Annotated in this window: 12 protein-coding genes and 1 pseudogene; 10 read left to right on the top strand and 3 right to left on the bottom strand. The window is 56.2% G+C overall.

Going from position 1 to position 13,100, the window contains the following annotated elements; all coding sequences use genetic code 11:
- Positions 1–88: 88 nt before the first annotated feature.
- Entirely contained in the window at positions 89–1,330 is a 1,242-nt protein-coding gene (locus tag KHU30_RS06695; RefSeq protein WP_230427205.1) for a glycosyl hydrolase family 18 protein, read from the bottom strand.
- Positions 1,331–2,405: 1,075 nt separating this feature from the next.
- Between KHU30_RS06695 and KHU30_RS06690 the strand changes: the two genes are divergently transcribed.
- The 6 genes and pseudogenes from KHU30_RS06690 (at position 2,406) to KHU30_RS06665 (ending at position 9,520) form a co-directional block, all read left to right on the top strand.
- A complete protein-coding gene (locus KHU30_RS06690; protein WP_329956640.1) occupies positions 2,406–4,742 on the top strand; it encodes a DUF6531 domain-containing protein in 2,337 nt (778 codons plus the stop codon).
- 11 nt (positions 4,743–4,753) lie between these two features.
- Entirely contained in the window at positions 4,754–7,078 is a 2,325-nt protein-coding gene (locus KHU30_RS25500) for an RHS repeat protein (protein WP_211441782.1), read from the top strand.
- A 10-nt stretch (positions 7,079–7,088) separates the two neighbouring features.
- Entirely contained in the window at positions 7,089–7,403 is a 315-nt protein-coding gene (locus tag KHU30_RS06680) for a hypothetical protein (protein WP_211441781.1), read from the top strand.
- Positions 7,404–7,501: 98 nt separating this feature from the next.
- Positions 7,502–7,750, top strand: a pseudogene (locus KHU30_RS06675) (integrase core domain-containing protein); the annotation flags it as partial.
- A gap of 147 nt (positions 7,751–7,897) precedes the next feature.
- A complete protein-coding gene (locus KHU30_RS06670; protein WP_211441779.1) occupies positions 7,898–8,776 on the top strand; it encodes a DUF7164 domain-containing protein in 879 nt (292 codons plus the stop codon).
- 72 nt (positions 8,777–8,848) lie between these two features.
- Complete coding sequence (locus KHU30_RS06665) at positions 8,849–9,520, top strand: class I SAM-dependent methyltransferase (RefSeq protein ID WP_211441778.1); 672 nt, start codon at positions 8,849–8,851, stop codon at positions 9,518–9,520.
- 33 nt (positions 9,521–9,553) lie between these two features.
- On the opposite strand, the gene KHU30_RS06660 is transcribed toward KHU30_RS06665, so the two are convergent.
- Positions 9,554–10,306, bottom strand: coding sequence for a substrate-binding domain-containing protein (locus KHU30_RS06660; RefSeq protein ID WP_230427279.1), 753 nt, complete (start codon positions 10,304–10,306; stop codon positions 9,554–9,556).
- Positions 10,307–10,486: 180 nt separating this feature from the next.
- On the opposite strand from KHU30_RS06660, the gene KHU30_RS06655 reads away from it, so the two are divergent.
- The 4 genes from KHU30_RS06655 to rarD all read left to right on the top strand — a co-directional run bounded on the left by KHU30_RS06655 (position 10,487) and on the right by rarD (position 12,535).
- Positions 10,487–10,966 (top strand): OsmC family protein, encoded by a 480-nt coding sequence (locus KHU30_RS06655; protein WP_211441777.1) that lies wholly within the window; start codon positions 10,487–10,489, stop codon positions 10,964–10,966.
- Positions 10,967–11,003: 37 nt separating this feature from the next.
- Positions 11,004–11,252 (top strand): DUF1272 domain-containing protein, encoded by a 249-nt coding sequence (locus KHU30_RS06650; RefSeq protein WP_211441776.1) that lies wholly within the window; start codon positions 11,004–11,006, stop codon positions 11,250–11,252.
- A 127-nt stretch (positions 11,253–11,379) separates the two neighbouring features.
- Entirely contained in the window at positions 11,380–11,583 is a 204-nt protein-coding gene (locus tag KHU30_RS06645) for a hypothetical protein (protein ID WP_061941816.1), read from the top strand.
- Between the two features lie 43 nt (positions 11,584–11,626).
- Positions 11,627–12,535, top strand: a complete 909-nt coding sequence (gene rarD / locus KHU30_RS06640; RefSeq protein WP_211441775.1) for an EamA family transporter RarD — start codon at positions 11,627–11,629, stop codon at positions 12,533–12,535.
- A gap of 22 nt (positions 12,536–12,557) precedes the next feature.
- Here rarD and KHU30_RS06635 read toward each other — a convergent pair whose 3' ends face one another.
- Positions 12,558–12,980 carry an ACT domain-containing protein gene (locus tag KHU30_RS06635; protein ID WP_211441774.1) on the bottom strand — a complete coding sequence of 141 codons (423 nt, stop codon included), beginning with the start codon at positions 12,978–12,980 and terminating at the stop codon, positions 12,558–12,560.
- Positions 12,981–13,100 lie beyond the last annotated feature (120 nt).

Genomic DNA, 13,100 nt, shown 5'->3' with positions numbered 1-13,100 from the left:
GTTGCGGGGAGCCGCGCGCAAACAAGGGGTGCCATTCCCGGCTTGCTGCCGGGTATGGACGCGCTGGTGCTATCGATGAATGCGCTGCCTAGAAGCCGAGCGCCGAGAGGAACTTGTTGGTGTAGCCCAGGGTTCCGGCCTTGCCGTAGTTATTGCAGGTGTCGGAGGAGTTGTTGTCCGACGTCGCCGGAGCGCAGTCGCGGTCGCGCGCGAAAGCCCAGAAATGCACGCCGCCCAGTTTCTTCGACAAGGCATAGTTGGAAACGGTGACGGCATCGGCCAGGGTGAAGGTTTCGTCTATGCTGTCGTTGCCGCCTATCATAGGCGTGACCTCGATCTGGCTGTATGGCACTTTCCAGTGATTGTGCAGGCTTTCGGCGGCGCTGATGGTTGACTTGCCCATATCGCATTTGCCGCTGCCGTTAAGCGTGCACAACGCGGAATTTTCCTGTCCGGAATTGGCGAAATCCATGGTCATCAGGTTGATCGTGTAATTCTTCAAGCCGTAATTCTGGATCGCCGTCATCACTTTTACGCCCATGTCCCCCAGGCTCTGGCTTTCATTGCCGCCGTCGGTCGCCAGCGTGAAGCTGTAGCGCAGCTTGGGATAGGCCGCCTGCGCCGCAGCTACGCGCGCGACCAGGTTGTTGATGTCGCTCTGGGTCTGGGTGTTCTCGATATCGAAGTCGATGCCGAGCAGGTTTGCGCTGTAGTAGGTCTTGATGAATTTGGCGAAATTGGCGTCCGAAGTGCAGGTGAAATTGGCGCCGGCGCCGCCGGTCGAGACGATGTATTTTTTGCCGGCGCTGACAAAGCTTGCCACGTTGGCCTTGGCGAACGCCGCCGCCGATACGCCATTCCAGTTTTCGCTGCCGCAGCTGCCGGTGGCAAATGCCCAGGTCACCGCCGTCAGCCTGGCGGGCATGGCCTTGAGCAAGGGTTGCGAGCTGCCGGTAACGGCCGTATTGAGCTGGTCGCCGCTGGTGTCGCCGGAGTAAAAATAAGGGCTGTAGATGAGGCCGCTTGAAGGCGCCGGCGCCGGCGAACCGCTGCAGGTGGTCGGCTGCCAGTACCAGGTGCTGATGGTCGGATCGGTGCCGTCGCTGCCGTTGCTGCCGGCGTTCACTTCTTTATAGAAAGAACCGTTGGCCGGATATTGGACGATGGCGCCTATCGCATAGTTGACGCCGGCGGTCCAGGCGCTGTACTGGCAGCTGGCTGCCGGCGCCGCATTCAATCCGGCCTGGGCGATGCCTGCACTGCCGCCGGCAGAAGCCTGCAGCCCTGCGCCATGCGCCGACAGCGCAGTGTATGAAAGACAGATTGCCAAGCTTTTTATCATCTTCAGTTTCAATTTCTTCTCCTGGATAGAGTGGCGGCTGGTGCAGCCCTGCCTGCGGCCGCGGTGTGAAATCGTGATCGAAAACTGCAGCGAACAATCGTGGGGAAACAGGGGGGGCACAATGTTCGCAAAATGTTCGATTAATGCCTGGATGCCGGTTGCCATTGATCGATGCGCTTGCTTGCAGGGCTAATAAATTTCCACATGGAAACTTCTATTGAGGGACTTTAGGGACCCGAAAAGTGGTTGTCAACCTGTATTAAAGTGGTATTGACATATAGAAATATCACTTCTGTTACGTTTTTTTAAATGCGCTCATAAACCGTTGTTTGCATTGGCTTTTATTCAAGTTGTAGGATCTGTTGTTTTTGCAGGTGGACTTATCGCTATTTTTTCGCGGTGAAGGAAAAATGGCGAAATACATGCGTATTTCCTGAACGGGATGACCTTGTGGTTTCAAAAAAGTGCGCTGGAATGGGAAATGCGAATTGTTTTTTTGGTTAGTGATCGCATGACATGTGGGCTGATTTTCGTTGGCGATGGCTGCCACGAAACTGGGAAGGAAATTGGTTTACTTTATGTCTGGTGAAATTCCGGATAGGGAATTTATGTACGGAAAATAAGTCGCTTTCCGCAGCATACAAAATGTTCCTTCGAGCTTAGTTCTCTATATAACGCTAGTGCCGATGATCGGTATCTACTTGCCGCGTTGACATGAATGCCATTCGTAATTCAAATTTGGCAATTTTTATCGGCAACACACAATAGATATATTGCAAAATGTTGTTATTTGAATGTCTACGAATGTGCAGTGGAATAAATAGTGATTTCTGGATTTCTGGATTGCTGGAATTGCTTTCCCGTAATACATTTGCGTTCCCGTATGTAACTTAATGTGCGGTGAGCATGATTGAGTCCGGGAAAACATGGCTAGCTCAAGGAAAGAGGATCTTGTTCCTGGATCTGCCATAGCTTCTTAGTTGCGTAAAAAGAAATTGCGCATTTAAGGACTGATGACAGTGCGGCACAGGAGTTTAGTTTCGGGCGTACAAAAGGGATCGAAATGACGGAAGTGAAAAGTACGAGTGTTGTGTCGATGCAGTCAACCATGGCAAAACTGATTGATATAGAAATGAGCAATGGCTCAACTTCGAATGATTTGAACCTTGTTATATTGAGAAATCGACCAAAGCGGATTTTTGTTGGACTCGTAATCGCGTCAGCAATTCTGTTAGAACATAAAGCGAGTCATGCTGCTGGTTATACTTGGTCAGGGGGATTTCCCGATGCAATTGCTGCGTGTAAGTACTATGTAGGAAATTTGACTGGTACTTTTGCTGTTTTACCTTGGGGCATTGGTGATCCAGGTCCGATGACGTGCTATGTAGATGGGAGAGCTGCTGGTGTTGTTGTGTCGCCCGAAGGTTCATGTGGCGTGCCCAATCTAGTTAGCGCTATTGGTGCTTGTGGTGCTCCGCCGCCTCCCGATTCTTCGTGCAAACCGGAGCCCAACAACCCCAACAGCTGCCAATACAATTCCGGCACAGCGCCGAACGACAAAAATACCGGTAAACCTCCCGCCAGTTGCAAAGCCAGAATCTCGATCGAGAACGGCAATCCGATCAATCACGGCAACGGCAACAAACGACAACTGGAATCCGACTATCTGAGTATTGCAGGCGGTGGTGTGCAATTACAGCGCACCTATAACAGCAACAGTATTCGCAATAGTCGCTACGGTGCCCGCTGGAGCAGCAACTACGAACGAATGATATGGTCCGACGCCGCATATCCGAACAATATCGGCGTCCAACGTGATGACGGCAAAATGCTGACCTTCACCTTGGTCAATGGTAGATATCAACCAGATGCAGATATCACGGATAGCTTGACGCGCCTGACCTACAACGGTGTCTATACCACCGGCTGGCAATACCGTGTCGCTGCTGACCAATCGCAAGAAAGCTATGATGCCTACGGAAAGCTGCTGAGTATTACCAGCCGCGACGGCTCGGTGCAAACGCTGAGTTATTCCGACGCGACTACGCCCGCGGCGGTCGCACCGCAGCCAGGATTGCTGTTACGTGTCACCGACCAATTCGGTCGTCAGCTCAATTTCACCTACGACAGCAATAGCCGTGTGAGCCAGATGACGGATCCGAGCGGCAAAACAGTCAGTTATAGCTACGACAGCAATAACAATCTCGTCAGCGTGACCTATCAGGACGGCAAGACACGCACCTATGTCTATAACGAGCCGGCCTATACCGCCGGTGCAAACTTGCCGACTGCACTGACCGGTATCGTTGACGAAAACAATGTGCGCTTTGCCACCTTCAATTACGACAGCAGTGGCCGAGGAATTTCGACCGAGCATGCCGGCGGCGTGGAGAAATATAGTATCGGCTACACGCAGCCAGGCAGCCAAAGCACCGTCACCGATCCCTTGGGGACGGTCCGCACTTACGCATTTCAAACCTTGCTCAACACGATCAAGAGTACCGGTCAAAACCAACCGGGCGGCGCCGGTTGCGGTGCAGCGTCGTCGGCCGTCACGTATGACGCCAACGGCAATGTCGCAACGCGTACCGATTTCAATGGCACCGTCACCACGTACAGCTATGATCTGACGCGCAACCTAGAAACCAGCCGTGTGGAAGCATCCGGCACGTCGCAGGCCAGAACGATCACAACGGCTTGGCATGCCACCTACAGTTTGCCATTGCAGATCGCTGAGCCGAAACTGTTGACGACCTACGCCTACGACACCTCCGGCAATCTGCTCAGCAAGACGGTGCAAGCCACCAGCGATGCTACCGGCGGCCAAGGCTTGTCGCCAACGCTGGTCGGCACAGCGCGCACCTGGAGCTATACCTACAACACGATCGGCCAGGTCTTGACCGCCACCGGCCCGAGGATCGATGTGGCAGACAAGACCACCTATACCTACGACAGCAGCGGCAACCTGAGCACAATCACCAACGCCATTGGTCAAGTCACGACCCTGTCGAACTACGACGCCAACGGCCGGGTAGGACTGATCACCGATGCCAATGGCGCGACGACTGCCTTGACCTACAGCCCACGCGGCTGGCTGACCGGCAAGACGGTGACCTCTGGCGGTACGATAGAAACCACCATGTATGGCTACGACGGCGTCGGCCAGTTGACGCTGGTCACGCTGCCCAATACCGCCACGGTCAGCTACACCTACGACCCCGCCCATCGCCTGACCAACATCGCCGACAGCCTTGGCAACAGCATCGCCTATACCCTGGACAACATGGGTAACCGGATCAGTGAGCAAGTCAAAGATCCAAGCGGCGCCTTGGCGCGTCAGACCAGCCGTGTCGTCGATGCCTTAAATCGCATACAACAAATCACGGGAGCAGTGCAATGAGAGGGAGTTTCATGGGGAAACAAGCGGGTATCAAGACCCTGGCCAGTGCGGTCCTGTTCACGCTGGCCTACAGCCCGCTGCTGGGCAGTGTGAATGGCACGACAGCACTGGCGCAAGCGGTCCAGAACACGACTACCAGCTATGAATACGATGCCATGGGCAATCGGACCAAGATCACCGATCCCCTGGGGAACATCACCACCCAAAGCTACGATCCGCTGGGACGCCTGATCCAGCAGGTTCAACCGGTGCCGGCCGCAGGCGGCGCCAGCCCCACCGTCAGTTTTACCTATGACGGCCAGGACCAGCTCAGCACCGTCACCGATCCGAGAAATCTGGTAACCAGCTATACCGTCGATGGCCTGGGTAACCAGAACGCGCTCACCAGCCCCGATACCGGCAGCACCAGTAAAACCTATGATGCCGCCGGCAACCTGAAGACCCGTACCGATGCCCGCGGCAAGACCACCAGCTACAGCTACGATGCCCTCAACCGTCTTACCCAGATCAGCTATGCCAGCGGTACTGCCACCCAGTTTGAATACGATGGGGGAACAACAGGTGCCCCGAACGCTATCGGCCACCTGACCCGGATGATCGACGGCTCCGGTCAGACCACCTATGCCTATGACGGCTTTGGCCGCTTGCTGACTAAGGTGCAGACACTGAGCAGCACCGGCACCAGCAGCACGATCAGCTACGCCTATGGCAGCAGCGGCAACACCACCGGTAAATTAGTCAGCACGACTTACCCAAGTGGTAACCGGATCAACTACGGCTATGATGCTGCAGGCAGGATCAACAGCCTGACCCTGAACCCGACCAATACTACTGGCGGCGGCACCAATACCGGCATCAGCATCCCCTTACTCACCGGTATCGGCTACCAAGCCTTTGGCCTGGTCAATGCCTGGACCTGGGGCAATAGCAGCAGTACCAGCACGAACACCTATGCCAGGGGCATTGATCTGGATGGCCGTGTCACCAGCTATCCACTGGGCAATGCCTTGAGCAACGGCACTAACCGGACCATCAGCTACGATGCGGCCAGCAGGATCACGGCGAGTAGCCACAGCGGTACGGGCACCGGCAACAGCGCACCGGCCAACTTCAATCAAAGCTACGGCTATGACAATCTGGACCGGCTCAACAGTGTCACCGGCAGCAGCAGTACCAGCAACCAGAGCTTCCAGTACGACCAGAATGGCAACCGAACTCAAGCGACTTTCGGCAGTGGCAGCTACACCAACACGATTGCTGCGAACAGCAATCAGCTGACGGCCACGACTGGACCGACACCGGCGAAGAGCAACACCTATGACACGGCAGGCAATCTGACCAGCGACGGCACCATCAGCTATACCTATAGCGATCGTGGAAGAATGGTCAGTGCGACGAACGCAGGAAATACCATCACCTACAGCCACAACGGCATTGATCAGCGGGTACAGAAGCAAGGCCCGATCAGCATCGTCGCCACTGGTAGCAACAGTTATGTGTATGACGAGCAAGGTCATTTGATTGGCGAATACGACGCTAATCAGCAGGCAATTGAAGAGACGGTGTATTTGGGGGACTTGCCGGTGGCAGTACTGAAGCAAACCGTAACAGGAACCGGAACAAGCCAGACCACCGCGACCAATGTCTATTACGTTTACGCAGATCACATCAACTCGCCACGGGTGATTACGCAAGCGACCGATAATCAGATGGTCTGGCGTTGGGATAATGCCGATCCATTTGGGCTCCAACCGCCGGATGAGAACCCGAGCAGTTTGGGCGCTTTCACCTACAACCAACGTTTCCCGGGACAGCTGTACGATAAAGAGACAAACAACTTCTACAACATCAACCGGGACTATGATCCGCAGCAAGGGCGATATGTTCAATCGGACCCGATTGGGCTAGGCGGAGGAACAAATACGTATAGCTATGCCATGGGCAACCCGATCAGTAATATAGACCCGACAGGATTGATATGCTTTAATTTTGATCAGTTTGCAAATGATGTTGCTGAAAATAGGTTTGATTTGGGTACTACATTGGGCACCCTTACTGGAGATCTCGCTGTTGGGACAATGCCAAAAGTGCCAGGGGAACTTAGAGGTCTGGGAGTGCCAAAAAATGAGCTGAATCCCATCACTAGTCAATTAAGTCGTTGGTCTGGAAGGCTGGGGATTAGGGCGTTGCGAGAATTGGGGCGAAGTGCTGCGGGCATGGCGGTGGGAGCAGTGGCTACAGGAGCAGTGGTTTTTGAGGGTTTTTATGATTGGTCAGTTATTGCCCAAGCTGCGGTAAAGGCAACTACGGCAGACGATTGTTCCTGCAAAAAATAAGGAGGTACTCATGAATGTGTCTGAGAAAATAATACGTGAGCGAGCGTTTGCGCGAATCGCTGAAATATTCAACGTCCCTATCGGACTATTACGTCAGGATGCTAAATTTGGAGAAGACCTGAAGGCAAGCTTTGTTTCAGACTTTAGACACAACGAATTTGATAGAGTTGATCAGGACATTCACGACGTTGCTGATCGAAAAATCACTAAGGAACTCAGCAAAGGAATTGTGATAATTCGAACAGTGGAGGAATATTGCGATCACATGGTTCGGTGTCATGAAACTAAACCGGAAGATGTTAATAGAATATTGCGACTACTTTAGCGGGTAGAGGGCCGACGGATCGTGCTAAATCATAGAGGCCGAAAAGAGTGCTCTCGGATGGCCATGGATCCGCACACGATGTATTGCAGTTATATCGGGCGTACCAGTGCGGTGTGAAGCGACAATTCATTCGGCCAGGAAAGCCTATCGAAAATGCCTACATCGAGAGCTTTAATGGTCGATTGCGCGAAGAATGTTTAAACCAGCATGCGTTTCGCAGCCTGCAAGAGGCTCGTGAGCGCATCGAAGTATGGCGAATTGATTACAACTCGGTTCGCCCGCATAGCGCCCTTGGGCAAATGGCAACGGATTCTATGACCAGACGCGCAGCGCTTTCACTGTGTTAACCGGTCGTCATATCCAGTTCGGCCTCATATAAACCTTTACGCCTGCGTTGTTGCTATTGAAATCAATTAATATGTATTCGTTCTGTGCCTGGCATCGTTGGATGCCGGTTTGTTGTCGATTCTGTATTTTTAATTGAGGAATGTGCGATGGATTTAGGTGTGCTGGTGTATGTCGACAACAGGGAAGAGACGATCGAGGAATTTCATTGGCTCTACAAGAGCATGATTTATTCCAATCTGTTTGCCCGCGCAGAGATTATCGCCGTGTGCCATCCGGACGCCATCAGCGCGCTGCCGGCAGATGCGCGGATCAAGCTGCTGCCAAGCGCGCCTTATGCGGACAGCCATAGCGAATGGACCGGGTACGGCTACATCAATTCGGTTGCAAATCTGTGCCAGCCGGAAGTCCTCGATCTGTGCAAAACGTATCAATACATCCTGAAGACCGATTGCGACACCTTCGTCACCTCCGCGATGGCTGATTTCCGTCCGAGCGGATTGTGTTTCGGATTTGGCGCCTACGCCTATACCGAAGAGGTCCGCAAGAAATTGGTCGAGTGCAGCCTGCGCTGGGGATTTCCGCATTCCGGCGTGCATAATGTCGGCGCTTCGCTGCTTGGACCAAGCGAATTCGTGGGCAATTTCGTTATCGCCCAGATGGACTATTGCCAGAAACTTCTGGACGAAGAATTCCGCGACTTCGAGGGCGCGTGGCCCGGCTGGTGCAAGAATGTCCTGACCATGTACGCCGGAGAGCTGGCGCTGCGCCGCACTTATCCGCAGCGCTGTTCGCAGGGCTTTCTCGATCATTTCCCGCATGCGGGCCGCGCATTGGGCAGCGACGTCTTGCATATCCATGCATGGCATACCGAGGAGTATTGGTCCAAGCGCGATTTCCGTGCCGGCAAATACGACCACATGCCGCTTGCCGAAATCGACCGCAATACGCTTGCCGGTTACTGCCACTGGCTGGCGGCAGCCGATATCGAGCAGGTGCAAGCCAGCGTTTCCTCAGTTTCCCGCTGAGCTGCCGCGATACATTTTCAGCGTAATGCTACGCAATCCGATAATTGATTTTATTTAGCCAGGATACCGATCATGCCGTTTTCCGCGAGTTCATTTGACGAAGTTACCGGCGCGCTGCTTGGTGCGCTTGCCCCGGAGCGCATCCTGGATATCGGTTGCGGCGAAGGGAAGTACGGCCGCCTGGCGAGACAGGTTTTGCCGCATGCAATCGTGGAAGGCGTGGAAATAGAGCGCAGCTACGTTGAGAGATTCGGCTTGCAGAATATTTACTCGCCGCTGCATGTGATGAGCGCGGTCGACATTCCTTCCACGATGACCGATGAAATGTTCGACTTGACCGTTATCGGCGACTGCATCGAGCATTTGCCGAAATCGGCGGGCCTGGATTTGCTGAATTTCCTTACCTATCGCTCTGCTTACACGGTAGTGGTCTTGCCTGAGGCGGCGATTCAGAATTCGGTCGAGAATGTGCGTTCCGAGGCGCATGTATCGGTATGGTCGGAACGTGATTTTTCCTGGCATGACAACTGGGCGTGGGCTCAGGTGTGGCAGATGCAATACTACATTTTGCGCGGCTATGCGCCGGCGAAAATCAGCCTTGCCGATCTGATCGCCAGCCTGCATGCCCGCCAGTTCATGCTGCATTACGATACCGTCCAGGTTCCTCTGGCGTTCAACCATGTGAATCACACCAAGCTGTATCCGGGCGCCGGCGGCGGCAGTGTTTATTGGCGCCAGCAATAGCCGGATTGATGCCGGCGACGTCGCCGGCCTGCTTTATCGGAGTGATGAAGACAGCGAGTCCAATCCGCTATCCCGTATCGCGTCCTGAGCTGCCGGGGAAGCCAGGTAGCGAATCAGCTTTCTGCCGGCCTCGGGATGCCGGGCATTGCTGGGAACGCCGGCGGCAAAGGTAGTGATGCTTTGCGCCTGCTCCGGAATCTTGCCGGCAAAATCGACGCCGCTCACCGGCAGCAATTCGCTGACTTGCTGGAATCCCAGTTCATATTCTCCTTGAGCGACCAGGCTGGCGACCGGGATCTTTTGAATCATGCGGGCCTTGCCCTTGACCTGGTCTTCGATGCCGAGCAGCTTGAACAGCTTGCTTTCTATGTAGACGCCGCTGGCGCTGTCCGAATAGGCGATCGATCTTGCGTTCAGCAAGGCTTGGCGCAAGCCGTCCATGGTGCTGATGTCCGGCTTTGCGGCGCCGCTCTTGACCACCATCCCGATCCGTGAGTCCGCCAGGTCCTGGCGGCTGTCGGCGCTTACTTTTCCTTGCCGGATCAGATCATCCAGGGCATAGCCGACCATGATCACCACGTCGGCCGCTTCGCCGCGCTGCAGCCGGTTGGGAATCGCCTCGGGCGAGGCGCCCATGGACGGGCCCCAGGCGGTGTTCAGGGTATCGCCGCTGGCCTGTTCGAAGCCGGGCGCGAGCGCCTTGTAGGCTGCGCTGAAGCCGCCGGAATTCATGACGTTGATTTGTTCTGCGCGGGCGCCGCCGGAAAACAGGGCGATGACGAGCATAGCGGATGTCAGGCAGCGGGCGAAATGCATTTTGCGTTGCATAGCGAATTCCTGTTTGTTGTTGCAGGCCAGTAAAATATTTTTCAAAGGTAATGTGAAGATATATCATTCGGGAGCCGTCCGGACACACTACAGGGTCCCGCAAAAAAATTCCAGGAAAACCAAAACCAAGGAGAATTCATGTCCACGCATATCGCCACCGTCGCATGGGAACGGGGCGCTGCCGCCTTCGTCGATAACCGCTACAGCCGCGCCCATCAGTGGCAGTTCGACGGCGGCGCGGTGGTGCCGGCCTCCAGCTCGCCGCACGTGGTCAGGGCGCCTTTGTCTGATCCGGCCAACGTCGATCCCGAAGAAGCCTATGTCGCCGCGCTGTCCAGCTGCCACATGCTGTGGTTCCTGGACATCGCCAGGAGCGCCGGCTACCTGGTCGAGCGCTATGTCGATAACGCCCAGGGCCATATGCGGCGCGGCGCCGACGGCAAAAGCTGGGTGGCGCTGGTGGAGCTGCTGCCGGCAGTGACTTTCGGCGGCGCCAAAGTGCCGGACGACGCGGTGCTGGAACATCTGCACCACAAGGCGCATGAAGAATGCTTCCTGGCCAGGTCGGTCAAGAGCGAGATCACGATCCAGGGCAGCTGGAGCCATCAGGCCGGGTGAAATTCAAGAACTCAAGAACTCAAGAAAGGGAATGGCCATGCTGTTGTTGAAACCGAATTGCGAATGCTGCGACCGCGACCTGCCGCCGGACTCGGCGGACGCGCGCATCTGCACCTTTGAATGCACGTTCTGCGTGGATTGCGCCGACCAGCAGCTCAAGGGTGTATGCCCCAATTGCGGCGGCAATTTCGCCGCCCGCCCGATCCGGCCGCCGGCCATGCTGGCGCGCCATCCTGCTTCGACTGAAAGATATCTGCGCGAGCAGCCTTGTCAAAGTCCATCCTGACGCATTTGCAGTCCAGTTGTCCGCAGGCGAGTAAAATACCGGCGGCAGAGAACTTGCCGCCGGCGCCTGGTCGCTGGCGGGTTTGTTGTCAAACTGCTACAACATGATGGTTTTGACTGGAAAAATAATGGCAAAGAAGAATGAAGAGCTGGATCCGGAAACGCTGGCTCTGATCAACTGGTGTATCGAAGTAGAAGGTTTCCTGGTCGCCGGCGGCGCGACGCTGGAGCAGGCGCAGGAACATATCGAAGAGCAGGTGGAATGGTTCACCGACCAGTTTTATGACGGCTTGACGCCGGAACAGGCTGCCAAAGAAGCGTTGGCCGATTGAAAGCCGCGGCCCAGCCGGCCACTTTGACTCTGAGCCGGATGCCATGAGCCAGCATGAAATAGGGCGCGGCATCAGCCTCTCGGTTGGCGCATCGATGCTGTTCGCCTTGCTGTCCGGCTATACCAGGCTGCTGGCGCCGCTCGACGGCCTGGATATCTTTGCCTGGCGTGTGGTGTGGACCTTGCCCGGCGCGCTGGCGCTGCTGTTCCTGCGGCGGCGCTGGCCGCAGGCGCGCGAGCTGCTGCAGCGCCTGCGGCGCGAACCACTGACCTGCCTGATGCTGGTGGTGGTGGCGTCCCTGCTCGGGGTGCAACTCTGGATTTTCCTGTGGGCGCCGCTGCATGGGCGCGCGCTGGAAGTGTCGCTCGGCTATTTCCTGCTGCCCTTGAGCATGGTGCTGGTCGGCCGCTTCTATTATCACGAACGGCTGGATATCTTCCAATGGCTGGCGGTCGCCTGCGCCCTGGTCGGCGTGCTGCATGAGCTGTGGATGACGCGCAGCTTTGCCTGGCCGACGCTGGTGGTGGCGCTCGGCTATCCTCCTTACTTTATCTTGCGGCGCAAGATCAATGCCGATCCGGTGGCGGGCTTCGTCCTCGAAATCGCTTTGCTGCTGCCGTTTGCCGCCGCCATGCTGTATGCGCGCGATTCCCTGGCGGTGGTTGCGCAGCAGTCCGGCATGTGGCTGTTGCTGCTGCCCGGCCTCGGTTTGCTCAGCACGGTGGCGCTCGGCCTTTACCTGGGCGCCAGCCGGCTGCTGCCGATGGCCTTGTTCGGCATCCTCGGCTATGTCGAACCGGTGCTGCTGGTCGCCGTCGCGCTGCTGTTCCTGGGCGAGGCGTTGGCGCCGGGCCAGTTGCTGACCTATATTCCGATCTGGTGCGCAGTGGCGCTGACCGCGGTGCATAGCGTGCGCCTGCTGCAGAAAGAACGGGCGCTGCGGAGCTCCTGACGCGGTTCAGTATCGGATTGTGCTAGCCCGCGCCATTGCCGCCATGGCGCTGCGCCAGCGCGTTCAATGCCGCCACCGCCTCGCCGGCGCGCGCGGCCGGCACGAAGATGTGATCATGAAAACAGGCGGCCAGCACATTGGCGCTGATGCCGGCCCTGGTCAGTTCAGCCGCCACCGCGGCGGTCAGCCCTACCGCCGCCAGGCTGGAATGGACGCTCAGCGTAATCATGGCGAACACTCCCTCGTAGGCCAGTCTGGCGCGGTCGGCTGCCGGCTGCGGCAGGATCAGTGTCAAACCTTCCTTTTCCTGGAACGAAGCGAGCGGCGCCAGGTCCGCATGCGCACCGTAGCGGCCGTCGGCAATGCAGCAGAAGACGAACAGGCCGTCGCTGGCGAGCGGGCTCATGGAGCCGAGCAGGGTGTCGAGATCGGTGATGGCGCTCATGGTCGGAGATGGCTGGTTGGCGAGCCGCTATCATACCTGACAGGTGGGCGGCCGAAGTCATCGTCCTGTCATACGGCTGCTATATGTTGGCGTCAAGAACGGCTGTGAAAGCCCTGGTTC

Source organism: Collimonas humicola (assembly GCF_018304945.1).
GTDB lineage: Bacteria > Pseudomonadota > Gammaproteobacteria > Burkholderiales > Burkholderiaceae_D > Collimonas > Collimonas humicola.
Note: the sequence above shows the minus strand (reverse complement) of the source record. Positions and strands in the feature narration are given on the sequence as shown.